The sequence below is a fragment of the Stenotrophomonas sp. Br8 genome, assembly GCF_014763005.1.
GTDB lineage: Bacteria > Pseudomonadota > Gammaproteobacteria > Xanthomonadales > Xanthomonadaceae > Stenotrophomonas > Stenotrophomonas lactitubi.
This window is the reverse complement of sequence record NZ_JACGTN010000021.1, coordinates 19,373-43,419: the sequence shown is the minus strand read 5'-3', so window position 1 is coordinate 43,419 and position 24,047 is coordinate 19,373. Positions and strand designations below refer to the sequence as shown.

21 protein-coding genes and 1 pseudogene are annotated in these 24,047 nt (G+C 67.5%); 15 read left to right on the top strand and 7 right to left on the bottom strand.

Features of this window, described 5'->3' with window-relative positions:
- Positions 1–189 precede the first annotated feature (189 nt).
- Positions 190–1,530, bottom strand: a complete 1,341-nt coding sequence (xseA, locus tag H3005_RS18210) for an exodeoxyribonuclease VII large subunit (protein WP_191078717.1) — start codon at positions 1,528–1,530, stop codon at positions 190–192.
- 45 nt (positions 1,531–1,575) lie between these two features.
- Positions 1,576–2,646, bottom strand: coding sequence for a tRNA epoxyqueuosine(34) reductase QueG (gene queG, locus H3005_RS18205; RefSeq protein ID WP_191078716.1), 1,071 nt, complete (start codon positions 2,644–2,646; stop codon positions 1,576–1,578).
- A gap of 23 nt (positions 2,647–2,669) precedes the next feature.
- On the opposite strand from queG, the gene H3005_RS18200 reads away from it, so the two are divergent.
- The 6 genes from H3005_RS18200 to H3005_RS18175 all read left to right on the top strand — a co-directional run bounded on the left by H3005_RS18200 (position 2,670) and on the right by H3005_RS18175 (position 10,226).
- Positions 2,670–4,154 (top strand): NAD(P)H-hydrate dehydratase, encoded by a 1,485-nt coding sequence (locus H3005_RS18200; RefSeq protein ID WP_191078715.1) that lies wholly within the window; start codon positions 2,670–2,672, stop codon positions 4,152–4,154.
- On the top strand, positions 4,151–4,633 hold the full coding sequence (tsaE, locus tag H3005_RS18195) for a tRNA (adenosine(37)-N6)-threonylcarbamoyltransferase complex ATPase subunit type 1 TsaE (RefSeq protein ID WP_191078714.1): 483 nt from the start codon (positions 4,151–4,153) through the stop codon (positions 4,631–4,633). The genes H3005_RS18200 and tsaE overlap by 4 nt, the downstream gene beginning before the upstream one ends.
- 82 nt (positions 4,634–4,715) lie before the next feature.
- Positions 4,716–6,305, top strand: coding sequence for an N-acetylmuramoyl-L-alanine amidase (locus H3005_RS18190; RefSeq protein ID WP_191078713.1), 1,590 nt, complete (start codon positions 4,716–4,718; stop codon positions 6,303–6,305).
- Positions 6,306–6,433: 128 nt separating this feature from the next.
- A complete protein-coding gene (gene mutL / locus H3005_RS18185) occupies positions 6,434–8,335 on the top strand; it encodes a DNA mismatch repair endonuclease MutL (RefSeq protein ID WP_100553052.1) in 1,902 nt (633 codons plus the stop codon).
- 11 nt (positions 8,336–8,346) lie between these two features.
- The gene (locus H3005_RS18180; RefSeq protein WP_191078712.1) at positions 8,347–9,276 is read left to right on the top strand and encodes a DUF1684 domain-containing protein; all 930 of its coding nucleotides are present in this window, start codon (positions 8,347–8,349) and stop codon (positions 9,274–9,276) included.
- Positions 9,277–9,278: 2 nt separating this feature from the next.
- Positions 9,279–10,226, top strand: coding sequence for a TraB/GumN family protein (locus H3005_RS18175; protein ID WP_191078711.1), 948 nt, complete (start codon positions 9,279–9,281; stop codon positions 10,224–10,226).
- Between the two features lie 81 nt (positions 10,227–10,307).
- On the opposite strand, the gene phaR is transcribed toward H3005_RS18175, so the two are convergent.
- The 3 genes from phaR to gluQRS form a co-directional block, all read right to left on the bottom strand.
- Positions 10,308–10,853, bottom strand: a complete 546-nt coding sequence (gene phaR, locus H3005_RS18170) for a polyhydroxyalkanoate synthesis repressor PhaR (protein WP_108265878.1) — start codon at positions 10,851–10,853, stop codon at positions 10,308–10,310.
- Positions 10,854–11,032: 179 nt separating this feature from the next.
- On the bottom strand, positions 11,033–11,773 hold the full coding sequence (gene phbB / locus H3005_RS18165) for an acetoacetyl-CoA reductase (RefSeq protein WP_089236243.1): 741 nt from the start codon (positions 11,771–11,773) through the stop codon (positions 11,033–11,035).
- Between the two features lie 17 nt (positions 11,774–11,790).
- A complete protein-coding gene (gene gluQRS / locus H3005_RS18160; RefSeq protein WP_191078710.1) occupies positions 11,791–12,711 on the bottom strand; it encodes a tRNA glutamyl-Q(34) synthetase GluQRS in 921 nt (306 codons plus the stop codon).
- 93 nt (positions 12,712–12,804) lie between these two features.
- Here gluQRS and htpX point away from each other — a divergent pair, with 93 nt between their 5' ends.
- A complete protein-coding gene (gene htpX / locus H3005_RS18155; protein WP_191078709.1) occupies positions 12,805–13,671 on the top strand; it encodes a protease HtpX in 867 nt (288 codons plus the stop codon).
- 630 nt (positions 13,672–14,301) lie between these two features.
- Here the strand turns inward: htpX and H3005_RS18150 are convergent.
- On the bottom strand, positions 14,302–15,129 hold the full coding sequence (locus H3005_RS18150; protein WP_089236240.1) for an inositol monophosphatase family protein: 828 nt from the start codon (positions 15,127–15,129) through the stop codon (positions 14,302–14,304).
- Positions 15,130–15,249: 120 nt separating this feature from the next.
- On the opposite strand from H3005_RS18150, the gene H3005_RS18145 reads away from it, so the two are divergent.
- The 3 genes and pseudogenes from H3005_RS18145 (at position 15,250) to H3005_RS18135 (ending at position 18,540) form a co-directional block, all read left to right on the top strand.
- Positions 15,250–16,020, top strand: coding sequence for an RNA methyltransferase (locus H3005_RS18145; RefSeq protein WP_191078708.1), 771 nt, complete (start codon positions 15,250–15,252; stop codon positions 16,018–16,020).
- A 301-nt stretch (positions 16,021–16,321) separates the two neighbouring features.
- Positions 16,322–16,417, top strand: a pseudogene (locus H3005_RS21150) (metal-binding protein); the annotation flags it as partial.
- Positions 16,414–18,540, top strand: coding sequence for an EAL domain-containing protein (locus tag H3005_RS18135; protein WP_191078707.1), 2,127 nt, complete (start codon positions 16,414–16,416; stop codon positions 18,538–18,540). The pseudogene H3005_RS21150 and the gene H3005_RS18135, both read left to right, overlap by 4 nt.
- Positions 18,541–18,609: 69 nt before the next feature.
- Here H3005_RS18135 and epmB read toward each other — a convergent pair whose 3' ends face one another.
- A complete protein-coding gene (gene epmB, locus H3005_RS18130; protein WP_100553045.1) occupies positions 18,610–19,650 on the bottom strand; it encodes an EF-P beta-lysylation protein EpmB in 1,041 nt (346 codons plus the stop codon).
- A gap of 97 nt (positions 19,651–19,747) precedes the next feature.
- Between epmB and efp the strand changes: the two genes are divergently transcribed.
- The 5 genes from efp (at position 19,748) to H3005_RS18105 (ending at position 24,028) form a co-directional block, all read left to right on the top strand.
- Positions 19,748–20,314, top strand: coding sequence for an elongation factor P (gene efp, locus H3005_RS18125; RefSeq protein ID WP_006379771.1), 567 nt, complete (start codon positions 19,748–19,750; stop codon positions 20,312–20,314).
- Positions 20,315–20,533: 219 nt separating this feature from the next.
- Positions 20,534–21,877 carry a TRZ/ATZ family hydrolase gene (locus H3005_RS18120; RefSeq protein ID WP_191078706.1) on the top strand — a complete coding sequence of 448 codons (1,344 nt, stop codon included), beginning with the start codon at positions 20,534–20,536 and terminating at the stop codon, positions 21,875–21,877.
- A gap of 26 nt (positions 21,878–21,903) precedes the next feature.
- Complete coding sequence (ubiG, locus tag H3005_RS18115; RefSeq protein WP_033831579.1) at positions 21,904–22,620, top strand: bifunctional 2-polyprenyl-6-hydroxyphenol methylase/3-demethylubiquinol 3-O-methyltransferase UbiG; 717 nt, start codon at positions 21,904–21,906, stop codon at positions 22,618–22,620.
- Complete coding sequence (locus H3005_RS18110) at positions 22,617–23,312, top strand: phosphoglycolate phosphatase (RefSeq protein ID WP_100553044.1); 696 nt, start codon at positions 22,617–22,619, stop codon at positions 23,310–23,312. The genes ubiG and H3005_RS18110 overlap by 4 nt, the downstream gene beginning before the upstream one ends.
- Before the next feature lie 11 nt (positions 23,313–23,323).
- Complete coding sequence (locus H3005_RS18105; RefSeq protein ID WP_100553043.1) at positions 23,324–24,028, top strand: phytoene/squalene synthase family protein; 705 nt, start codon at positions 23,324–23,326, stop codon at positions 24,026–24,028.
- Positions 24,029–24,047 lie beyond the last annotated feature (19 nt).

Genomic DNA, 24,047 nt, shown 5'->3' with positions numbered 1-24,047 from the left:
GGTGTCGGATTGCGGGGTGTCAGCCGCATGGATGCGGCTGCCAAGCCTACAAGGACGTACTTGCGGCGTCCCCGCAATCCGACACCGCCCCACCAAACCCACAGATAGCTCAGCGCCGGCTGTTGCATTTGACGTTGCCGTTGCTTGAACGCCTCTGCACGTGCAGGGCGCAGCCCTGCCGAACCCCCCTTATTTGACCGCCGTCACCTGGACGTCGATCACGCCGTCTCCGACGCGGGCCTGCAGTGCGTCACCCGGTTGCACCTGCTCGACCCGACGCACCAGCGCGCCATCGTCTGCACGGGTCACGATGCTGTAGCCACGCGCGACGGTCGCCAGCGGACTGACCGCTTCCAGCGAACGTGCAAGGCCGCGCAGGCGTAGTGCATCACGTTGCAGCAGTCGCTGCAGCGCCGCTTGCGGGCGCCCGCCCAGTGCGGCCAGGCGACGTCGCAGCGCCTCCATCTGCCGTTGCGGATGGTGACCGCGCAACACTGCGGCGGCGTGGCGCAGGCGGGCCGCGCGACGCTCCTGCTGCTGGTTGTGCGCCGCATGCAGTCGACGCCCGAGGTCCAGCTGGCGTCGGCGCAGCAGATCCAGCCGTGCCTGCGGGCTTTGTGCATTCAAGCGCAGCAGGGCACGATCGGCGCGCTGCATGGCCTGCTGCAGGGCGTGGCGTTGCAGCTGCACCATGCGAGCCGCGTTGCGGCGCAGGCGCAGGGCCAAGTCGCGCTGATCGGGCACCAGCAGTTCTGCGGCCACCGATGGCGTCGGCGCGCGCAGGTCAGCGGCAAAATCGCTAAGACTGAAGTCGGTTTCGTGACCCACCGCCGATACAACAGGCGTGCCGCTGGCGGCGATTGCACGGGCCAGGGCTTCATCGTTGAACGCCCACAGGTCTTCCAGCGAGCCACCGCCGCGGGTCAGCAGGATCACGTCGTAGCGGCCGCTGGCATCGGCGGCCTGCAGCAGGCGGGTGATCTGCGCGGCGGCGGTCGCGCCCTGCACAAGGGTCGGCAGCAGATCCACTTCCAGCAACGGGAAGCGGCGGCCGAGCACGCTCAGCACATCGCGCACGGCGGCACCGGTAGGCGAGGTGATCACCGCCAGGCGCTGCACGTGGGCCGGCATCGGCCGCTTGCGTCCAGGGTCGAACAGACCCTCGGTCTCCAGCCGCGCCTTCAGTTCCTCGAACGCGCGACGCAGTGCGCCTTCGCCAGCTTCCTCCATGTGGTCCAGCACCATCTGGTACTCGCCACGGGCGTCGTACAGGGTCACCTTGCCACGCACCAGCACGCGCATGCCCTCGCGCGGCACGAACTTCAGGTACTGCGCCTTCATCCTGAACATCGCAGCGCGCAACTGTGCACGCGCGTCCTTCAGGGTGAAGTACAGATGGCCGGACGCCGGGCGCGCCACGCTGCCCAGTTCGGCTTCCACCCAGATCGCCGGGAAGCTGCCTTCCAGCAGGTCGCGGGCGAGGGTATTGAGCTGGCTGGGGGTGAAGACGTCGTTGTTGCGTGGCTGCATGGTTACGGCGTGGGGCAGATGGAGCAGGGGCCTCAGGATCGCACGTCAGCGCAGGCCGTGCTGGCCCAGCGCCCATTGCACGTGTTCGCGGACCACGGGTGAAGCATCCTCGGCGCGTGTCTGCAGTACCGACAGCGTCTCTGCCGTGGTCGACGCATTGCCCAGTGCCACGGCAATGTTGCGCAGCCAGCGCTCGTGGCCGCTGCGGCGGATCGGGCTGCCTTCGGTACGGCGCAGGAATTCAGCTTCGTCCCACGCGAACAACTGGTCCAGGCGCGCGGTGTCCAGGTTGTTGCGCGCGCGGAAGTCGGCCTCGTCGGTGCGCTTGGCGAACTTGTTCCAGGGGCAGACCAGCTGGCAGTCGTCGCAGCCATAGATGCGGTTACCGATCAGGGGGCGCATCTCCACGGGAATCGCACCGTCATGCTCGATGGTCAGGTAGGAAATGCAGCGGCGTGCATCCAGGCGCTGCGGGCCGGTGATGGCCTGGGTCGGGCAGACGTCGATGCAACGGGTGCAGGTGCCGCAGTGGGCGCTGGCCGGCGTATCAATCGGCAGCGGGATATCGATGTAGATCTCGCCGATGAAGAACCACGAGCCGCCGTGGCGGTCGATCAGGCAGGTGTGCTTGCCGATCCAGCCCAGCCCCGCGTTGCGGGCCAGTGCGCGTTCCAGCACCGGCGCCGAGTCGACGAAGACGCGGTAGCCCAGCGGCGCTACCTCATCGTTGATCTGCGTGGCCAGCTTCTGCAGGCGATTGCGCATCAGCTTGTGGTAATCGCGGCCGAGCGCGTAGCGCGCCACATAGGCGCGGCCCGGATCGGCCAACGTGGCCCAGGCCTCGGTGTCATCCTTGTGGCTGTAGTCCATGCCCACCGAGATCACCCGCACGGTGCCGGGCAGCAGCTCTGCAGGGCGCGCGCGCAGGGTGCCGTGGCGGGCCATCCAGTCCATCGTGCCGTACAGGCCCTGGCCCAGCCAGTCGGCCAGGTGCGCCTCATCCTCGCCCAGTTCGATGCCGGCGATACCACAGCGCTGGAAACCATGCGCACGCGCGAGGTCGCGGATGCGCTGTACGGCCAGGGCCGGATCGAGGGGGGCGGGGACGGGGGACATGTGCACCAGTATAAAATCCCCGCATGGCCAACCTTGCCGATCTGTTCGATTCCCGTGCCGCACGCGCACTCGATGCCCAGGCCTCCGCGCTGGCGGGCGAGGGTGGCTGGGGTTTGATGGCCCGGGCGGGGCAGGCGGCCTGGCAGTGCCTGCTGCAGCACTGGCCACAGGCGCGCCGGATCGGCGTGGTTGTTGGCAGCGGCAACAATGGCGGCGATGGTTACGTGCTGGCCCGCCATGCGCTGCAGGCGGGGCTGCAGGTTCAGGTGGTCGCGCTGCCGGGCAGCCCGCCTTCCACGGCACTGGCGCAGCGCGCCGCGACGGATTTTAAGTCCGCTGGGGGAACCACCGCTGATTTCAACGGCGAACTGGTCCAGGCCGATGTATGGGTCGATGCCCTGTTCGGTCTCGGCTTCGCCCGCGCACCAAGCGGTGCGGCGCAGGCTTTGATCGAGGCGCTGAACGCGCAGCGGTCACCGGTGTTGGCGCTGGATGTACCCAGCGGCGTCGATGCCGACCGTGGCTGCGTGCCGGGCGTAGCCGTGCGCGCGACCCTGACCTTGCAGTTCATCGTCGCCCATCGTGGCCTGTACACCGGCGACGCGCTGGAATACACCGGGCGCAGACAGCTGGCACCGCTGACGCTGCCCGACGAGGCCTGGCAGGGTGTCGTTGCCGCTGCAGAATGCTGGACGCAGTCGCGCCTGCCGGATCTGCTGCCGCCGCGCCGTGCCAACAGCCACAAGGGTGAATCCGGCCATGTGCTGTGCGTGGGCGGCAACCATGGCAGCGGCGGTGCCATCGCGATGGCTGCCGAAGCCGCGCTGCGCGCTGGTGCAGGTCTGCTGAGCATCGGCACGCGTCAGGATCATGTCGGCCCGCTGCTGGCGAGGTTGCCTGAGGCGATGACGCATGCGCTGGAAGATGGCGCTGCGCTGCCCGCGTTGCTGGCAAAAGCCAAGGTCGTAGCGATCGGCCCGGGTCTGGGCCAGGACGAATGGGCGCGGGCGCTGTATGCGCGTGTCCTGCAGTCGGGCCTGCCGCTGGTGATCGACGCCGATGCACTGAACCTGCTGGCGCAGGATGCGCATGCGCTGGCCGATGCGATCCTGACCCCGCACCCCGGCGAAGCCGCGCGCTTGCTGGAAACCACCACGGCGGCAATCCAAGCAGATCGCTATGGCAGCGCGCAGGCGCTGGCCGAGCGCTATCACGCGGTGGTGGTGCTGAAGGGCGCTGGCAGCATCGTCGCCGCGCCCGGCCGCGGACCTCGACTGATTGCTGCCGGCAACCCGGGAATGGCGGTAGGTGGCATGGGTGACCTGTTGACCGGCATCATCGCCAGCCTGCGCGCACAGGGCCTGCCCGCGTTCGATGCGGCGGCCGGCGGTGCGCTGCTGCATGCCCTGGCCGGTGACGTCGCCGCTGCCGACGGTGCGCGCGGCCTGCTTCCCACTGATCTGCTGGCGCCCCTGCGGCGGCTGGCCAACCCGGAATGTTCCCGATGACCGAATTCTTCCTTGCCGACAGCGATGCCACCGAATTGCTGGGGCAGTGGCTGGCAGCCACACGTCCTCCGCAGGCGCTGGTCGAACTGCGCGGCGATCTTGGCGCCGGCAAATCAACCACGGCACGCGCGCTGCTGCGGGCGCTGGGCGTGCAGGGCGCGATCCGCAGCCCCACGTACACGCTGGTCGAGCGCTATCCGTTGTCCAGTGGCGGCGAAGCCTGGCACCTGGACCTGTATCGCATCGGCCAGGCCGGCGAGCTGGATTTCCTTGGGCTGGACGAGGGCAGTGCCGTGCTGTGGCTGGTCGAATGGCCCGAGCGCGGTGCCGGCGCACTTCCGCCCACCGATCTGGTGGTCGCACTGGAGATTGAAGGGCAGGGGCGCCGCGTGCGTCTCACTGGCATCAGCGACGCGGGACGTGAATGGCTGTTGCGGCTTCCCGGAGGTGGCGACTTGCAGGCCCTTTCTGTCGGCTGACGAGAACAAACACCGGCAGGTTACGGATTATTAAGGAAAAAGGTATTGCATTCCGTTCAGTGGGGTGATTGAATCCTGAGTCATGCGCCCGGGGAATCGACTCATTGCCATCTGTGCCGCCGTCGGACTTGGTCTGGCGAGCGTCAGTGCGTGGGCCGGTGAGGTCCGTCAGGTGCTGCTGAACACCGGTTCTACCGGAACCCGTGCGGAAATCGCGCTGGTCGGCAGTGGCGGCTACAAGACCTTGTCCTTGGCCGGCCCGAACCGGCTGGTGGTCGATTTCCCCGATTCCAGCGCGGTGCGCAACCTGAAGATGCCCTCGCCGCAGGGCGTAGTCACGGCGGTGCGCACCGGACAGCCGGTGCCGGGAACATTCCGTGTCGTATTCGACCTGGCTGAGACGGTCGCGCCCTTCCGCCCGCAGATGCAGCGCGAAGGCAATGAATCCAAGCTGGTGATCGAGTGGCCGGGCGATGGTCCGGTCGTGGCCGCCAGCCGACCAGCGGTGACCCCTGCGCCGACGCAGCCGCCCGCAGCATCTTCGGTGAGCCCGGCTCCACCCCAGGGCCCGAACCCGACCCCGACCCCGGCACAGACCGCACAGTCCCGTGGCGATGCCGCGCGGGCCACCGCGCTGTTGACCGCGCAGGTCCAGCAGCAGGCCAGCGCCAGCGCCGCGGCACCCGCCGCGCCGACGCCTGCGCCGAGCACCGCGCCGGTGCAGATGGCGGCAGCGGGCACCACCGCCAGCAGCACGCCGACGTCATCGCCGGCCGCGATCCTGGCCGGTCATGCCACCGCTGCGGTGGTGGCCACCCAGCCGAAGCCGGTGCCGACGCCCGTTGCGCCGACCGAGTCGCCGCGTCCGACCATGCCCAGCGATGCCTCGCGCATCCGCATGCAGCCGGGCATGCGTCATCTGGTGGTTGCGATCGACCCCGGCCATGGCGGCCAGGACCCCGGTGCCATCGGCCCGACCGGCAAGCGTGAGAAGGACGTCACCCTGGCGGTGGCGCGTGAATTGGCCCGACAGGTCAATGCCACGCCTGGCCTGAAAGCGTTCCTGACCCGTGACAGCGATGTGTTCATCCCGCTGCCGATGCGTGCGCAGAAGGCACGCGCGAACAAGGCCGACATCTTCATTTCGATCCACGCCGATGCCGCCGAGAACCGCTCGGCCACCGGTTCGTCGGTGTACGTGCTGTCGACCAAGGGCGCCTCTTCGCAGCGTGCGCGCTGGTTGGCGGACAAGGAAAACGCGGCCGATCTGGTCGGTGGCGTGCGCCTGCAGCAGACCGAAGGCACGTTGGCCAACGTCCTGCTGGATCTGGCCCAGAGCGGGTACATGAAATCCTCCGAGGATGCTGCCGGGCACGTGCTGGGCGGGCTGAAGCGGATCGGCAACAACCACAAGCCGAATATCGAGCGCGCCAACTTCGCCGTGCTGCGCACCTCGGACATGCCGGCGATGCTGGTGGAAACCGCGTTCATCTCCAACCCGGATGAAGAGCGCCGCCTGATCGACCCCGCCTACCAGCGCAAGGTCGCCGGTGCAGTGCTGGACGGCGTGCACACGTTCTTCAGCCGCCAACCGCCGCCGGGGACGTTGTACGCCGCACGCGCGCAGGCCGAGATCGACGCCGCAAGCACCGTGGCTGGCGGCAGCAAGTAAACCGCTGGATCGCCCGCTTCTGCTAGACCCGGGCCCTGCCTGGCTGGCGCTGCACATGGTGGATCTCGACTCTACCTGTCGCCGCTCCGCTATCATCGTGGCATGACGTCTGCCTGCCCCATCTGCCCATGAACGCGCCCGATCCGCGTCCGATCCGGCCGTTGCCGGAAATCCTGATCAACCAGATTGCCGCCGGTGAGGTGGTCGAACGGCCCGCATCGGTGGTCAAGGAACTGGTTGAGAACGCGATCGATGCCGGCGCCAGCCGCGTCGATATCGAACTGGAAGAAGGCGGTGTGCGCCTGATCCGCATCCGCGACAACGGCAGCGGCATTGCCGCAGAACAGTTGCCGCTGGCCGTCTCGCGGCACGCCACCAGCAAGATCGCCAACCTGGACGAGCTGGAAGCAGTGGCGACGCTGGGTTTCCGTGGCGAAGCGCTGCCGTCGATCGCCTCGGTCAGCCGTTTCACCCTGTCCTCGCGCCGTGCCCATGATGAGCACGGTTCGGCACTGCAGATCGAAGGCGGAAAGATCGGCGAGGTGACCCCGCGCGCGCATGCGCCGGGCACCACGGTGGAAGTGCGCGAGTTGTTCTACAACGTGCCGGCGCGGCGCAAGTTCCTGCGTGCCGAGCGCACCGAACTGGGGCATATCGAAGAGTGGCTGCGCTCGCTGGCGCTGGCCCGTCCCGATGTCGAGCTGCGTGTCTCGCACAACGGCAAGGCCTCGCGTCGCTACAAGCCGGGCGACCTGTATTCGGACGTGCGCCTGGCCGAGACCCTGGGCGAAGACTTCGCCAGCCAGGCCGTGCGCGTGGACCACAGCAGTGCCGGCCTGCGCCTGCATGGCTGGATCGCGCAGCCGCATTATTCGCGTGCCAGCACCGATCAGCAGTACCTGTACGTCAACGGCCGTTCGGTACGTGACCGCAGTGTTGCCCACGCGGTGAAGATGGCTTACGGCGACGTGCTGTATCACGGTCGGCAGCCAGCCTATGTGCTGTTCCTGGAACTGGACCCGACGCGCGTCGATGTGAACGTGCACCCGGCCAAGCATGAGGTGCGCTTCCGTGACTCGCGGCTGGTGCATGACTTCGTCTACCGCACCTTGAAGGATGCGCTGGCCGACACCCGCGCCGGCATGAGCGCGCAGGAGATCGGTGCGGGCGCCGTGCATCCGGTCGAGGGCGGCAGCGCGTCTGCGATGCCGGGGGCCACGGCCTCCAGCTTCGGCTACGTGCGCGGTCCGGCACCCGGTGCGGGACAGGGCGGAAGTGGTGGCTTTTCCGGATGGCGACCCCAGCAGCCGCTGGGCCTGCAGGTTGCCGATGCACCCGCGGCCTATGCTGCGCTGTATGCATCGCCCGCCGGTGCCGAGCGCGGTGCTGCGCTGCCGCCGATGCCGATGGAGAACGGACTGCCGGTCACCAGTGCCGACGCCGGGGTGCCGCCGCTGGGTTACGCCGTTGCTCAGCTGCATGGCATCTACATCCTGGCCGAGAATGCCGAAGGCCTGATCGTGGTCGACATGCATGCGGCGCACGAACGCATCGGCTACGAGCGGTTGAAGAATGCGCACGATGGCATCGGCCTGCAGTCGCAGCCGTTGCTGGTGCCGATCACCCTGGCGGTGGGCGAGCGCGAAGCCGACACCGCCGAAGCGGAGGCCGATACGCTGGCCGCCCTCGGGTTCGAGATCACCCGCGCCGGACCGGGCGCACTGCACGTGCGCAGCATCCCGGCGCTGCTGGCCCATGCCGAGCCCGAAGGCCTGCTGCGCGACGTACTGACCGACCTGCGCGAGCATGGCCAGAGCCGTCGCATCGCCACTGCGCGCGACGAGCTGCTGTCGACCATGGCCTGCCATGGCGCCGTGCGTGCCAACCGGCGCCTGACCGTGCCGGAAATGAACGCGCTGCTGCGCGACATGGAAATCACCGAGCGGTCCGGCCAGTGCAACCACGGCCGGCCGACCTGGGCCCGTTTTTCGCTGGCGGAGATCGACCGCTGGTTCCTGCGCGGACGTTGAGGGGAGCACCGATGCGACTTTGGGGAATGGGCGGCCTGCTGGCGGCCCTGTTGCTGGCGGCCTGCAGCCCGGCATCGACGCCGGCGCCAGCCGTCGTTGAGGATCCGGCATTTGCCGCGCGGCAACAGCAATGGCGGGTGCTGCGTTACCAGGACCTGACCCGGCCCGATGGGTGGACCGCGCTGGTCGGCCTGCACTGGTTGCAGAACCGGTCGCACTTCGTCGGCAGTGGTGCCACCAGCGGCATCCGCCTGGCGGTGGGGCCGGCCAAGCTGGGGCTGTTGCGCCGTGAAGGCGACCAGTGGTGGTTCACGCCGGAGTCCGGCACGGATGTCACCCTCGACGGACAGCCTGTGCGCGGGCGTGTCCGCATGGATACCGACAAGGATCCGCAGCCGACCCTGCTGGCCTTCGATGGTGGCAAGGGCCAGCTCAGCCTGATCCGTCGCGGCGCGCGCGATGCGCTGCGGGTCAAGCATGCCGATGCACCCGCGCGCCGCGATTTCGCCGGCTTGCAGTACTGGCCCGGTGGACCGCAATGGCAGGTGCAGGCGCGTTTCATCGCGCATCCACCAGGCAAGACCCTGCCAATCGTGGACATCACCGGACTGACCACCGAGATGCCCAACGCCGGTGCGGTGGAATTCGATCGTGACGGCCGCAGCTGGCGGCTGGAAGCGATCGGCGAGCCGGGGCAGCCGCTGTTCCTGATCTTCGCCGACCGTACCAGTGGCCACGGCAGCTATCCTGCTGGCCGCTATCTGGATACCGATGCGCCCACCGCCGACGGTCACGTGACGATCGACTTCAACCACGCCCACAACCCACCGTGCGCGTTCACCGCTTATGCGACCTGCCCGTTGGCGCCGCCGGAAAACCGCTTGGATCTGCGCGTGGAAGCGGGTGAGAAGGCGTATCACCTGCCTGAAGGAGAGGGCTGAACATGTTGATGAAACTGTTGTTGCGCAGTGCCGTTTTTCTCGTTGCCTGCGCCGCCGGCCCGTTGGCCATCGCGCGCGATGCGCCAGCCGACACATCGGCTGGCAAGCCGCCGGTGCCGCTGCTGTGGAAGGTCACCGGGCAGGGAGATGCACGCCTGTACCTGCTGGGCTCCTTCCATCTGTTGAAGCCACAGGACTATCCGCTGTCGACCGATGTCGAGCAGGCATTTGAAGCCTCGCAGCGCGTGCTGTTCGAAGTGACGCCAGAGGAACTGCAGTCGCCGCAGATGGCCAGCCAGATGGTGCAGGTCGCTACCCGCAAGGATGGCAGCGAGCTCAAGCGCGACCTGGATGCGCCGACCTGGCAGAAGCTGCAGGCCTATGCGACGCAGAACAAACTGCCGTTGGCGCAGCTGCAGGGCATGAAAGCGTGGTTCGTCGGCCTGACCATCACCGTGGCGCAGATGCAGAAGCTGGGCCTGGACCCGGCGCTGGGGCTGGACCGCCACTTCATGCAGCGGGCACAGAAGGCGGGCAAGAAGACCGCAGGCCTGGAAGACATGTCCAGCCAGATCAACCTGCTCGATGGCATGAGCGTGCAGGAGCAGCGGCAGATGCTGTCCGAGGCGCTGGACGAAGCAGGCAAGGGCGATGCCCAGGCGCAGATGCTGCATGAGGCCTGGCGTCGCGGCGATGATCGCCTGTTGTGGAACCGGATGGGCGTGGAGATGCGCCAGAAGTATCCGCAGCTCTATCAGCGCATCAATACCGACCGCAACGATGCATGGGTGCCGAAGCTGCTGCCGTACCTGCAGGCCGGGCAGAGCGGTACGCTGGTGGTGGTGGGCGGCCTGCACCTGCTGGGCAACGATGGCGTGGTGGAGAAGCTGCGCGCGAAGGGCTACAAGGTCGAGCGGGTGTGCTCGGCATGCAAGGCCAAACGTCCGTAGATCCACGCCACGCGTGGTGGCGTTGAAAACAAAACGGCGCGCCCATGGCGCGCCGTTTTCGTATCAGCCGGGGCGGTTGCCTCAGCGGCGGGTCTTGCCGCCGGTACCGGTGCCGCCGGTCGGCTCGCTCGGCTTGCCGGCCGTGCCGGTGCCGGTGCCCGTTCCGGTGCCACCGGGACGCGGGCCACCGAAACCGCTGCCCATGTTGCGCTGGAATTCCTGCCACAGCTCCAGGTTGCGCTCGGTCAGCTGGTTCATCATCGCCCACGGCGTCTGCCCCAGCAGGTTGCCCATCTGCTGGCGGAACTGCTGCTGCTGGTCGAGGAAGACCTGCATGCTGCGCTCCAGGTAGTTGCCCATGAAGCCCTGCAGGGAATCGCCGTAGAAGCGGATCAGCTGGCTCAGCAGCTGGGTGGAGAGCATCGGTTCACCGTCCTGCTCCTGGTCGGCGATGATCTGCAGCAGGACCGATCGGGTCAGGTCGTCGCCGCTCTTGGCGTCGCGGACTTCGAAGTCTTCGCCGTCGAGGATCAGCTGGCGCACGTCCTCGATGGTGATGTAGCTGGAGATCTCGGTGTCGTACAGACGGCGGTTCGGATACTTCTTGATGATGCGGGTCGCAGCCATGAAGCGGTACTCGTCACAGTAGACGCGCAGCATGGCGCAGTGCAGCAGCGGTTGCAACCGCCCCAGCCCCCGCCAGGCTTGGTTTTCCGTCGCCGGAATGTTGCGCAACAAGGCTTTGCGTGCTGCGCAGCATGACCAACGGCAGGGTGCAGCACAGGATCCTTCGATCTTGGCGCCGTTTACCAGCCCATGTGGTGGCCGCCGTTGATGTCCAGGTTGCTGCCGGTGATCCACGAGGCCTCTTCGGCTACCAGGAAGGACACGCCATAGGCGATTTCTTCCGGTTTGCCCAGGCGCCCCGTCGGGATGTCGGCGATGATCTTGGCGCGCACTTCCTCGGGCACCGCCATCACCATGTCGGTGGCCACATAGCCGGGCGAGATGGTGTTCACGGTGATGCCGAAGCCTGCATTCTCGCGCGCCAGCGAGATGGTGAAGCCGTGCATTCCGGCCTTGGCGGCGGCGTAGTTGGCCTGGCCGTACTGGCCCTTCAGGCCGTTGATCGAGCTGATCTGGATGACCCGGCCCCAGCCGCGTCGACGCATGCCTTCGATGACCGGGCGGGTGACGTTGAACACCGAATTGAGGTTGGTGTTGATCACATCGTGCCACTGCTCCGCGCGCATGCGGTGGAAGGTGGTGTCGCGGGTGATGCCGGCGTTGTTGACCAGGATCTCGACCGGGCCCAGTTCGGCTTCGACCGCACGGATCAGGGCTTCGGCGCTGGCCGAGTCGGAGACATCGCCCGGGAAGATCGACACCTGGTAGCCGCGTTCGGTCATCGCCTGCTGCCAGGCGCGGGCCTTGGCCTCGTCACGGTAGTTTGTGGCGACGCGGTGGCCCTGGTCGGCCAGGCGTTGGCAGATGGCGGTACCGATGCCGCCGGTTCCGCCGGTGACCAGTGCGACGCGAGATGTCATGGAAAGCTGTCCGGATATCAGGTGGGGGAAGGGGGATTCTGCAACATCGGCGCGGAAAGTGCGCCCGCCGGCAGCAGGATGTCCGCGCGCGGCAGCAGGCCGGGGTCGAAACTGTGCTGCGCGGCGGCCAGCAGTGCATCGCGATCGTCGATGCCTTCCAGTGCGGTGCTCGGCTGGCCCAGCAGTTCCCACAACCGGCGCAGCACCGGTACCGGCTCGCGGGCTTCCACCGGCAACGCGGCCAGTGACTTGGACAGTTTGTGGCCCGGTGCATCCAGCAGCAGCGGCAGGTGCCAGTAGCGCGGCGTCGGCAGGTCGAGTGCCTGCTGCAGCAGGATCTGCCGGGCGGTGGAATCGAGCAGGTCGGCGCCACGTACGACCTCGTTCACGCCCTGCGCGGCATCGTCGACGACCACCGCCAACTGGTAGGCCCAGCAGCCGTCGGCGCGGCGCAGTACGAAGTCGCCGATCTCGGCATGGACATCCTGTTGTTGCCGGCCACGCAGGCCATCCTCGAAATGCACCACGCTGCCCGCAGGTACCCGGAAGCGGACGGCGGGGTCCGGTCTTGTCTGCCGCGCGACGCAGTGGTGATGCAGGCCACCGTTGGCGGCCAGATCGCTGCGGCTGCAGTGGCAGACAAACGCGTGGCCATCGGCCAGCAGGCGGTCAAGCGCAGTCTGATAGGCATCGCCGCGCGCGCTTTGCCAGATCACCGGCCCGTCATGGACCAGACCGAACGCGGCCAGGGTCTGCAGTTGCGCCTGTGCCGCACCGGCAACCGTGCGGGGTGGATCGACGTCCTCGATGCGTAACCGCCACAGGCCGCCATGGTGTCGCGCGAGCAGCCAGCTGCCGAAGGCGGCGAGCAGGGAGCCGGGATGCAGCAGGCCGGTGGGCGAGGGCGCGAAACGGCCGCAGGGAAGGGAGAAAGTCATGCAGGCTGAATCGTCGGTCAGGTTGGCGCTTGAATTCAAGCTGACCGCACCGCAAATTGACGGATATCGACCCCTTCCAAGCCGGAATTTCCCATGTTTACCCGCATTGCCCTGTTCCTGGCGACCAATCTCGCGGTCCTGATCCTCGCCAGCATCGTGATGTCGTTGCTGGGGGTCAATTCGAACCAGATGAGCGGCCTGCTGGTCATGGCCGCGATCTTCGGTTTCGGTGGCTCCCTCATCTCGCTGCTGCTGTCCAAGTGGATGGCCAAGCGCTCCACCGGCGCGGTGGTGATCACCGAGCCGCGCAACCAGACCGAGCGCTGGCTGCTGGCCACCGTCGAGCGCCAAGCCAAGGCGGCCGGTATCGGCATGCCGGAAGTCGCGGTGTATGACGGCCCGGAGATCAACGCGTTCGCCACCGGTGCGAACCGCAACAACGCGCTGGTGGCGGTGTCCACCGGCCTTCTGCAGAACATGAGCGAGGACGAAGCCGAAGCCGTGCTCGGCCACGAGATCGCCCACGTCGCCAACGGTGACATGATCACCATGGCACTGCTGCAGGGCGTGCTGAACACCTTCGTGATCGTGCTGGCCCGCGTGGTCGGCGGCGTGATCGACAGCGCGATGTCCGGCAACCGTGAAGGCGGCGGCCGTGGCTTTGCCTACTACATCATCGTATTCGTGCTGGAGATGGTGTTCGGCCTGTTCGCCACGATGATCTCGATGTGGTTCTCGCGCCACCGCGAGTTCCGTGCCGACGCGGGCGGTGCTTCGCTGGCGGGCCGTCAGAAGATGATCTCGGCGCTGGAGCGACTGCAGCTCAACCATGGCCAGAGCACCCTGCCGACGCAGATCGCCGCGTTCGGTATTGCCGGTTCGACCGCGAAGAAGCTGTTCATGAGCCACCCGCCGCTGGAAGAGCGCATTGCCGCGCTGCGGGCGTCAACCGCGGCGTAAGCTCTGGCTTCCGATGGAGATGCAGGAACGCCTGGCCTCGCGCCGGGCGTTTTTGTTGTTGCGATCCGATAAGTTCATGGGCGTCACTTTTCTTTTCGCGCGAAAAGAAAAGTAACCAAAAGAAACGCGCCGCCAGTCGCGAGCCGTCGTGCTTCGGATGTCGGTTCCTTGCGCTCCTCGGTCCGTCGAGGGGCGATGCGGGAAGTCAGCCGACTAGCAGTCGGCTCTACAGGACAGCGGCACCTCTTCGCCCTCGCCGGACCTGCGGTGCTCGGCTCGCTATAAGGCGGACTGGAAGATCAAGATCAACGGCAAGAGCATCCACGCATGGCGTGGATCTACTGGGTGCAGCTGTAGCCTTTGACGTTGGGTCCGCCTTGTAGCGAGCCGAGCATCGCAGGGGAATCAGGGGCGCAGAGGCGCCGATGTCTGAGCGCAGCGAGTTCGGCGCCGTCCCCTGATTCCCCGAGAAGCGCAGGGCACCGGTGCGCAGCACCGGCTCGCGGATGGCGGCGTGTTTCTTTGGTTACTTTCTTTGCACGAGCAAAGAAAGTAACAAGCACGATCACCGCGCAAACGAAAACGGCACCTTCGCAGGTGCCGTCTCCATGAACCGCTTTACGCGGAAATTCAGAACTTCGCGTCGAACTCGGCAGCGTAACCGGTGTTGACCAGCACCTTCTGCAGCGACTCGGCCACCTTCAGGTTGCCGGCCACGATCTGCTGGGTGTCCGGGCCGCGGTTGTCCATGCGGGCCGGGGTCGCGCCCTTGAAGTCGCAGACCTTCCCACCGGCTTCGCGCACCAGCAGCACGCCGGCGGCGATGTCCCAGGCCTTCACGCCAGCCTCGAAGTAGGCATCGGCGCGGCCACAGGCCACGTAGGCCAGGTCCAGCGCGGCCGAACCCGAGCGGCGGATGTCCTCGGCGTGCACCAGCAGGGCGTCCACCGACTTCAGCTGCGCACTGGCGCGTGCGCGCTCGCGCGGGGCGAAACCGGTGTGGATCATGGTGCCTTCCAGATCCTTGCGGTCGGCCACGCGGATGCGGCGGTCGTTGAGCACGGCGCCGGCGCCGCGGCTGGCAGTGAACAGTTCGTTGCGCAGCGGGTCGAAGATCACCGCGTCGGTCGGCTCGCCGTTCTCGACCAGGGCGATCGACACGCAGTAGTGCGGTACGCCGCGCAGGTAGTTGCTGGTGCCGTCCAGCGGGTCGATGACCCACATGTGGCGACGCTCGCTCTGCACACCACCTTCTTCACCGAAGATGCCGTACTCGGGGTAAGCGCGCTTGAGTTCCTTGACGATCACCTTTTCCGCGTCCGCATCGACTTCGCTGGCGTAGTCCATGCGGCCCTTCTGGACTACATTCAGTGCCTCGAGCTTGTTGATGTTGCGCAAGAGGACGTTGCCGGCGAGGCGGGCGGCCTTGACCATGACGGTTACGGCGGGTTTCTGCATGGCATGGGCTCCCGGAAGGGCAGAAGAGAAGGGCTGGCGGGGGAAAAGAGCGGGTCCGGCGCAGTGGCCGGCCGCACAGTTTACCATTGGTCTTCGTCCAGCTCGACATTTTCCCTGTTCATGTCCCAGTTTCCTGCCGCTACCCGCCTCCGATTCGTCCTGGTCGGGACCCAACACCCCGGCAACATGGGCGCCGCCGCCCGTGCCCTGAAGACCATGGGCCTGGCCCGCCTGGTGCTGGTAGCACCGGAGAAGCCGCTTGATGAAGAGGCCTTCCGGCGCTCGGCCGGTGCCGAGGACGTGCTCGGCAACGCACCGGTGGTGGCCACCCTGGCCGAAGCCGTGGCCGACTGCCGGTTCGTGCTGGGGTGCACCGCACGTGCGCGCCGGGTCCAGCTGGAGGAGTTCCTGCCGGCCGATGCCGCCGTCCGCGCAGTGGCCAAGGCCGGCGAAGGCGCCGAGGTGGCGCTGGTGTTCGGCCGTGAGCGTACCGGCCTGACCAACGAGGAGCTGCAGCTGTGCCATGCAGCAGTACACATTCCGTCCGACCCTGAGTTCAGCTCGCTCAACCTGGCCGCCGCGGTGCAGGTGCTGGCCTATGAAGTGCGCATGCAGCTGCTGGGCGCACAGCCCGTGGCCGCGACCGGGCCGGACAGCCGCGAGCAGGCTGCCAGCCACGATCAGATGGAGAGCTTCTTCGCCCAGCTCGGCGAGACGCTGGACGAGATCGATTTCCACAAGGGGCGCGCGCCCGAGTCGGCGATGCGCAAGCTGCGCCGTCTGTTCCTGCGCAGCGAGCCAAGCGAGCAGGAAGTGCGCCTGCTGCGCGGGATCCTGGCCGATACCCAGCGCATGGCGCGCCTGGCCCAGAAGAACGACAAGGACAGCTGACGACGGCCCCATTTTTTCGGGTAGTCTGTCTGGATACCCTTGGGGGATGAAGCTTGTGTCGGGTCTGCGTAGGGCAATGCAGGGGGAACTGCTGAGCCTGGCCTTGGCCCTGCTGGCCGGGACGGCGATGGGGGCGTTGGGCAGCGGAGAGGGGCGACTCGCGATGACGCAGGATCATGCGCTCGGCAGTGTGGACCGTGCGGTTGCCGGACCGGCGCCGCCGGCGTTCGGCCGCGCGTCCGGCGCGCTGCCGCGTGTCGTCTGTTATCGGCGGGTGCAGAGTGCGTTTGAGAAGGTGTTGGGGGCTTCCGGTTTCCGCCGCGTCGATGCGCATGCGCAGCCGTGGCTGGATGGATTGAAACAAGGGTTGACGCGCGTGCGGATGGAAGTGGAATGAAGTTGCTCGGCTCGGGGATGCAGGCCCGGTTCCTGCTTGCGATGGGCGGGGCGATGCTGGTGGTGGTGGCGATCCTGGCCGTGCTGCTGGGGCGGCAGGCGGCGATGCAGGGCGAGGTGAGGTCGCTCAGCAACGGTGTCATCCACGAACTGTTCGACCGCAGCGTGCGCAGCCGTGGCGAGGCCATGGTGCGCGAGCTGTCCGATGCACTTGCCAGTCCGCTCCGCAACAACGACCTGGACCAGGTCGGGGCGCTGGTGCGCAGCATTTCGCGGCAGCCGGTGGTGCGCTACGTACTGGTGTTCGACGACCGCGGGCGGCTGGTCCACGACGGCTCGGCCGGGGTGCCCGGATCCGGACAGCCGATGACCGATCCGCTGGCTGCCGGGGCGGTTGCCGCCCAGTCGCTGGTGGTGCAGCAATCGCCCACGGTGCTCGACAACGCGATGCCGATCAGGATGGGCAATCAGCGCATCGGTGGTGTCCGCGTCGGCATGGCGCTGGATGAAGTGCTGCAGCGAGAGCAGGCGGCCAATGCGACCCTCGGCGAGCGGCTGCAGCAGATGGGAAGCCGGCATCTGGGCTGGCTGCTGCTGATGCTGGGCCTGCTGGTGGTGATCGGCGTGGTGGTGATCCTTTACGTGCAGCGCACGCTGGTGGCGCCGATCCGCGATCTGGCCGCGGCTGCCCGGCGCATCGAAGCCGGCGACTACCAGGCGCCGCTGCGGGAAAACACCCGCGATGACGAGGTGGGTGAACTGGTGCGCGGCTTTGCCCGCATGCGTGATGCGATTGCCCGCCACGACCGCGAAGTGCGGCGCATGGCCTACACCGACGCGTTGACCGGCCTCACCAACCGGTTGGCGTTCCGCGAGGCGCTGGACCACCGGTTGATGGCCGCTCGTGCATCCAATCACCGGTTGGGCCTGCTGTTCGCCGATATCGATGATTTCAAGCGGGTCAACGACACGCTGGGCCATGAGGCTGGTGACGAGGCGCTGCTGCAGTTCGCCCAGCGCATCGGTCGTGCAGTGACCGAGGCCGGCGGCGATGACGCATTGCTGGCGCGGTTCGGCGGCGACGAATTCGTGATCCTGGTCGGCGATGGCGATGTCGCGGCCAATGCGCGGTTGCTGGCCGAAGTGCTGGTACGCGAGCTGGGCAAGCCGCTGGTGGTGCAGGGCAGGGAACTGTTCCTGGGCACCTCGATCGGCGTGACCCTGTTCCCCGACGACGCTGCGGATGCGACAACGCTGCTGAAGAACGGCGACATCGCGATGTACCAGGCAAAGATGGCGGGAAAGAACTGCTACCGCTACTACAGCCGGGCCATGGATCACGCTGTCGAACGCCGCGTGCACATGGAGCAGGAGCTGCGCGGCGCCTGGGAGCGCGGCGAGCTGCGGCTGGCCTACCAGCCGATCTTCCGCATGCGCGACCGCCGCATGGTCGGTGTGGAGGTGCTGCTGCGCTGGCAGCACCCGACGCTGGGCACGATCCCGCCATCAGTGTTCATCGAGGTGGCCGAGCAGAGCGGCTTGATCGAGATCATCGGCCCGAAGGTGCTGCGTGCCGCCTGCATGGAAGCCGTGCAGTGGCCCAGCGGCGTGGCCGGCGACGAGCTGTTCATCTCGGTCAATGTGTCGCCACGGCAGTTGCGCGGTGGCGAGCTGCCGGCGTTGGTCGCGCAGTGCCTGCAGGAGTCGGGCCTGCCGGCCTCGCGCCTGCACCTGGAGCTGACCGAGACGGCGGTGATCGGCGATGAGATGCTGGCCGCGCAGCTGCTGGACCGCCTGCACCGGGCAGGGGTGAAGGTGTGGCTGGACGACTTCGGTACCGGCTTCTCCGGTCTCAGCCACCTGCGGCAGGTGCCGGTGGACGGGGTCAAGATCGACAAGAGCTTCGTCGCCGACATGCAGCGCGATCCGGACGATCTGGCCCTGACCACGGCGATCATCGCCATGGCCCACGCACTGGGCATCACGGTGGTGGCCGAAGGTATCGAGCAGGAGGCGCAGTTCGAGCTGCTGGCCCAGCGTGGCTGCGATCTGGGCCAGGGCTATCGATTGAGCCACCCGGTCACTGCCACCGAGGTGGTGCGGATGATCGAGGCGGGCGTGTGACAGTAGATCCACGCCATGCGTGGATGTTTCTGCCAGAAAAGCCCATCCACGCATGGCGTGGATCTACTGTTACACCGGGCGCTTGCTCGGGTCGCCGGGCAGTTCGCGGACCAGCTTGGGTACCAGATAGCCGGACAGCCGGGCAGTGAGGCCGGCAATCAGGGCCTTGGCCTGGACGTCGTCCACTTCGAAGTGGGCCACGCCCTCGACCCGATCCAACTGGTGCAGGTAATAGGGCAGCACGCCGGCGGCGAAGCTGCGCTCGCTCAGGTCCTGCAGCGCCTGCACGCTGTCGTTGACCCCACGCAGCAGCACCGCCTGGTTCAGCAGCTGGGCGCCGACGCCGCGCAGGCGGGCCATCGCGGTATCGACGCTGGCGTCGAATTCATTGGCGTGGTTGGCGTGGACCACGATCGCCAGCGGCCATGGCAGGTCGCCCAGCCAGGCCAGCAGCTCATCATCCACCCGCTCGGGCAGCACGATCGGCAGGCGGGTATGGATGCGCAGCCGGCGGATATGCGCGATGCCGCGCAGTGCATCGGTCAGCTCGGCCAGCTTGTGGGTGGCCAGCGACAGCGGGTCGCCGCCGGACAGGATCACCTCATCGATGTCCGGGTCTGCGGCGATGGCGTCCACCGCCTCCTGCCATCCCCCCTTGGCGGCGTTTTCGGCGCCATAGTCGAAATGCCGGCGGAAACAGTAGCGGCAGTTGATCGCGCAGCTGCCGGTGGCCACCAGCAGGGCGCGGCCACGGTACTTCTGGATGACCCCGGTGGCCTTCTTTGCTGCGCCGTCGCCCACCGCGTCGAAGCTGAACCCGGGGGCCGGGCGCATCTCCGCGTCGATCGGCAGCACCTGCCGCAGCAGCGGATCGTGGGCATCACCACGGCGCATGCGCGCGACGAAACCCTCCGGCACGCGCAGCGCGAACTGGGCGATGGCGGCCTCTGATACACCCAGCGCCGCGGCATCCAGATCCAGCCGGGCCAGCAGCGTCTGCGGGTCGCGCAGGGCCTGCCGCCACAGCTGCTGCCAGCGCGCGGGCGCGCCTGGCGACTGGGTCCGGGGGAAGGCGGAAAGCTGCATGGAGAGGGGGCCTGCGGTTATCATGGACACATAAACAGTTGCCCGCCGGGGTTCCGGTGGGCTTTCCATTCTATCCGGCTCGCCGCACGCGCGGCGGTTTCGCCATTTGAGGAGCTTGAGCATGGCCACTGCGGGCATGAACGATGTCAAGAACGGGATGAAGATCCTGGTCAACAATGAACCGGCCGTCATCTCCGAGACCGAGTTCATCAAGCCGGGCAAGGGCCAGGCCTTCACCCGCGTGCGCTATCGCTTCATCAAGTCGGGCCGCACGGTCGAAATGACCATGAAGGCGACCGACGACGTGGAAGTGGCCGATGTGGTCGATACCAATATGGACTACATGTACAGCGACGGCGAGTACTGGCACTTCATGGACCCGGAAACCTTCGAGCAGGTGCAGGCCGACAAGGCCGGCATGGGCGGCGCCGAGAAGTGGCTGAAGGGCGAGGAGTCCTGCATCGTGACCCTGTTCAACGGTTCGCCGATCTTCGTGCAGCCGCCGAACTTCGTCGAACTGAAGATCACCGAGACCGACCCGGGCGTCCGTGGCGATACCTCGGGCGGTGGCGGCAAGCCGGCCACCCTGGAAACCGGTGCCGTGGTGCGCGTGCCGCTGTTCGTCAACCAGGATGAAATCATCAAGGTCGACACCCGTTCGGGCGAGTACTCCTCGCGCGTAAAGTAATCCGGGTACGCGCCGGCGCATTCGCGCTGGCGCTCCCACGATCCGCCATGCGGATCGTGGGCCCCCGCTCACCAGCACCCACACCCCGCCGCTTCGCGGCCGCCCCTGACTCAGGGGCTTGCCTTCAAGAAGCTCAGCGGTAGCCGTTTGACCGGTGATCAGTCGCCAGGTCGGAGCCAAGGCTACGTACGGTCCTTCCCCCATAGCCAGTGAGCCCGCATGAGCGATAGCCCGCACCTCCCCGAAGCCTGCGATCTGCTGATCGAAGCCGGTTACGTGGTCCCGATCGAGCCGCATGCGGTGGTGCTGGAAGACCATGCCGTCGCCGTGCGTGGCAGTGAGATCGTGGCCATCCTGCCGCGTGCCGAAGCGCGTGCGCGTTTCCGCGCCACCCAGGTGGTCAGCCGCCCCGAGGCCGCGCTGATGCCGGGCCTGGTCAACGCACATACGCACAACCCGATGACCCTGCTGCGCGGCGTCGCCGACGACCTGCCGCTGATGACTTGGCTGCAGCAGCACATCTGGCCGGTGGAAGCGGCGGTGATCGGCCCCGAATTCGTGGCCGACGGCACCACCCTTGCCATTGCCGAGATGCTGCGTGGCGGCACCACCTGCGCCAACGAAAACTATTTCTTCGGTGACGTGCAGGCCGCTGTCTACAAGAAGCACGGCTTCCGCGCGCTGGTCGGCGCGGTGATCATCGATTTCCCTACCGCCTGGGCCAAGACCGACGACCAGTACTTCGCCAAGGCCGGTGAACTGCACGACCAGTGGCGCACCGATCCGCTGATCGGCACCGCGTTCGCGCCGCATGCGCCGTACACGGTGAACGATGCCAATTTCGAGCGGGTGCGGATGCTGTCCGACCAGCTGGACATGCAGGTGCATCTGCATACCCATGAAACCGCGCAGGAAATCACCGATTCGATCAAGCTGCACGGCCAGCGTCCGCTGGCGCGGCTGGATCGTCTCGGCCTGGTCAACGACCGCCTGATCGCGGTGCACATGACCCAGCTGACCGAAGCCGAGATCCACCTGTGCGCCGAGCGTGGCGTCAGCGTGGTGCATTGCCCGGAATCGAACCTGAAACTGGCCTCCGGTTTCTGCCCGGCCTGCGCCCTGCAGCGCGCCGGCGTGAACCTGGCCATCGGTACCGACGGCTGCGCCAGCAACAACGACCTGGACATGTTCAGCGAGAACCGCACCGCGGCGATCCTGGCCAAGGCCGTGGCCGACGATGCCACCGCGCTGGACGCGGCGACCACGTTGCGCGCGTCCACGCTGGGTGGCGCCCGCGCGCTGGGCTTCGGCGAGCGCATCGGCTCGATCGAGGTCGGCAAACAGGCCGATCTGGTCTGCGTCGACCTGTCCGCGCTGGAAACCCAGCCGCTGCACAACGTGCTGTCGCAGCTGGTGTATGCCACCGGGCGCCAACAGGTCAGCGACGTCTGGATCGCCGGCAAGCCCAAGCTGGTGCAGCGTGAGCTGGTCGGCATGGACCTGCCGGGCATCATCGCCAACGCGCGCCAGTGGCGCGAGCGCATCCGTCATATCCGCGCCTGAGCACAGGCGCCGCAAGGACAACCGTCATGACTGCCCCCCACGCTTCTTCCAATTTCGATCAGGCCGAGCTGGACAAGTTCGCTGCGCTGGCCAACCGCTGGTGGGACGCCGATGGCCCGCAGAAGCCGCTGCACGCGCTGAATCCGGTGCGCCTGCAGTACGTTGCCGACCGCGCGCCGCTGCGTGGTGCGCGCGTGCTCGACATCGGTTGCGGTGGCGGCCTGCTGAGTGAAGCGCTGGCCCAGGCCGGTGCCGAGGTGACCGCCATCGACCTGGCGCCGGAGCTGGTCAAGGTCGCGCGCCTGCATGCACTGGAAAGTGGTGTCAGCGTCGACTACCGGGTACAGGCCGCCGAGGACCTGGCCGCCGAACAGCCGGGCAGCTTCGACGTGGTGACCTGCATGGAAATGCTCGAGCACGTGCCAGATCCGGGCGCGATCATCGAGGCCTGCAAGCGCCTGCTGAAGCCGGGCGGCCATCTGTTCCTGTCCACCATCAACCGCACGGCTGCAGCCTTTGCAGTGGCCATTGTCGGTGCCGAGTACGTGGCGCGGCTGCTGCCCAAGGGCACCCACCACTACCAGGAATTCATCAAGCCGGCCGAGCTGGCGCGCTGGCTGCGCGAGGCCGACCTGCAGCTGGCCGATGTCAGCGGCATGGCCTACGAGCCGTGGCGCAACCGCGCCCGCCTGAGCAGCCGCACCGACATCAACTACCTGGCCCACGCGGTCAAGGCGCCGTGACCGCCGCAGCGTTCCCGCGTGCAGTGCTGTTCGACCTGGACGGCACGCTGCTCGACAGCGCACCGGACTTCGTCGCCACCCTCGATGCGATGCTGGCCGAGCGCGGTCGCGCACCGATCGATCCGGCGCAGTTGAGGCCGGTGGTGTCCAAGGGCTCGCGGGCGATGGTGTCGGCCGCGTTTCCAGAACTGGAAGCGGCCGAGCGCGATGCACTGATTCCCGAGTTCCTGCAGCGCTACGAAGCTTCGATCGGCCAGCACGCCGTGTTGTTCGACGGGGTTGTCGGCATGCTCGATGCGCTGGACGCGGCCGGTACGGTGTGGGGCATCGTCACCAACAAGCCGGAATACCTGGCACAGCTGATCGTGCCGCAGCAGCAGTGGCAGCAACGCTGCGCCGTGCTGGTCGGCGGTGACACCCTGGCCGAGCGCAAGCCGCATCCGTTGCCGCTGCTGCACGCCGCGCAGGCCATCGGTATTGCGCCGGAAGACTGCGTGTATGTCGGCGACGATGAGCGCGACATCATCGCCGCGCGTGCCGCCGGCATGCCGTCGGTGGCGGCGCTGTGGGGCTACCGCCTGCACAGCGATGACCCGTTGGCCTGGCACGCCGATGTGCTGGTCGAGCGCGCTGGACTTCTGCAACTGGCCAGTCTCTGGCCGACCCGGCCGGCGACCCCGGCCCAGCCGTAAGGAACAACGTAGTGAGCAGTACCGCGCTGGATAGTTTCCTCGACAAGTGGCGCAGCCGCTGGCCGGAATGGTCGGTGGCCGAGCCGTTCGTGGCCGAACCACAGCGCCCTGTCGCGCTGGCGTGGTTCGCGCTGCTGCAGGAATTCGACGATATGCTCAACACCAGTGGCGACCCGCTGCCGGCCGACGCCAAGCTGGCCTGGTGGGGCGAGGAACTGCGCAGCTGGGCCGCGCAGCGTTCGCGGCATCCGCTGGGCCGTGTGCTGGAGCCGGTGCGCGCACCGTGGGCGCAGCTGGCCGAGGCGCTGCCGGATCTGGTCGAGGCGCGCACCGTGGCGCTGGACGCTGCCGGTGCCGAGCGCGCGCTGGGCAACTATGCCGAAGCGGTGGCGGCGGTCGAGGCGGTGGTGTTTGCCGACACGCCGCGCAAGGGCGCGGGTCGTGCGGTGCTGCAGCAGACACTGGCCCAGCGCCTGCAAGACGCTGGCGTGGCCGGCGTGCCGCGCAGCCTGCTGGACGAAGATGCCGGCAATGCTGCGCAGCGTTGGGCGCAGCAGCTGCTGAAAGGGTGGGGCGCCCGTGTGCCCGGTCCGCGCGCGCGCCGCGTGTGGTCGAGCCTGGCGCGTGCCCGCCTGGCGGCGCAGGCCGCCGGCAAGCCGATTGAAGCGACGCCGGTGCGCACGTTGCTGCGCGTGTGGTGGGCCGCGCGCGGCTGAACGATTGGCCGCTGCGCTC

Excerpts from the sequence above, each read along its gene's own strand:
- mutL (WP_100553052.1), top strand. The coding sequence starts at position 6,434 with ATGAACGCGCCCGATCCGCGTCCGATCCGGCCGTTGCCGGAAATCCTG.
- H3005_RS18180 (WP_191078712.1), top strand. The coding sequence starts at position 8,347 with ATGCGACTTTGGGGAATGGGCGGCCTGCTGGCGGCCCTGTTGCTGGCG.
- xseA (WP_191078717.1), bottom strand. The coding sequence starts at position 1,530 with ATGCAGCCACGCAACAACGACGTCTTCACCCCCAGCCAGCTCAATACC.
- gluQRS (WP_191078710.1), bottom strand. The coding sequence starts at position 12,711 with ATGACTTTCTCCCTTCCCTGCGGCCGTTTCGCGCCCTCGCCCACCGGC.
- H3005_RS18150 (WP_089236240.1), bottom strand. The coding sequence starts at position 15,129 with ATGCAGAAACCCGCCGTAACCGTCATGGTCAAGGCCGCCCGCCTCGCC.
- htpX (WP_191078709.1), top strand. The coding sequence starts at position 12,805 with ATGTTTACCCGCATTGCCCTGTTCCTGGCGACCAATCTCGCGGTCCTG.
- H3005_RS18145 (WP_191078708.1), top strand. The coding sequence starts at position 15,250 with ATGTCCCAGTTTCCTGCCGCTACCCGCCTCCGATTCGTCCTGGTCGGG.
- phaR (WP_108265878.1), bottom strand. The coding sequence starts at position 10,853 with ATGGCTGCGACCCGCATCATCAAGAAGTATCCGAACCGCCGTCTGTAC.
- efp (WP_006379771.1), top strand. The coding sequence starts at position 19,748 with ATGGCCACTGCGGGCATGAACGATGTCAAGAACGGGATGAAGATCCTG.
- ubiG (WP_033831579.1), top strand. The coding sequence starts at position 21,904 with ATGACTGCCCCCCACGCTTCTTCCAATTTCGATCAGGCCGAGCTGGAC.
- H3005_RS18200 (WP_191078715.1), top strand. The coding sequence starts at position 2,670 with ATGGCCAACCTTGCCGATCTGTTCGATTCCCGTGCCGCACGCGCACTC.
- H3005_RS18120 (WP_191078706.1), top strand. The coding sequence starts at position 20,534 with ATGAGCGATAGCCCGCACCTCCCCGAAGCCTGCGATCTGCTGATCGAA.
- H3005_RS18135 (WP_191078707.1), top strand. The coding sequence starts at position 16,414 with ATGAAGTTGCTCGGCTCGGGGATGCAGGCCCGGTTCCTGCTTGCGATG.
- epmB (WP_100553045.1), bottom strand. The coding sequence starts at position 19,650 with ATGATAACCGCAGGCCCCCTCTCCATGCAGCTTTCCGCCTTCCCCCGG.
- queG (WP_191078716.1), bottom strand. The coding sequence starts at position 2,646 with ATGTCCCCCGTCCCCGCCCCCCTCGATCCGGCCCTGGCCGTACAGCGC.
- tsaE (WP_191078714.1), top strand. The coding sequence starts at position 4,151 with ATGACCGAATTCTTCCTTGCCGACAGCGATGCCACCGAATTGCTGGGG.
- H3005_RS18175 (WP_191078711.1), top strand. The coding sequence starts at position 9,279 with ATGTTGATGAAACTGTTGTTGCGCAGTGCCGTTTTTCTCGTTGCCTGC.
- H3005_RS18190 (WP_191078713.1), top strand. The coding sequence starts at position 4,716 with ATGCGCCCGGGGAATCGACTCATTGCCATCTGTGCCGCCGTCGGACTT.
- phbB (WP_089236243.1), bottom strand. The coding sequence starts at position 11,773 with ATGACATCTCGCGTCGCACTGGTCACCGGCGGAACCGGCGGCATCGGT.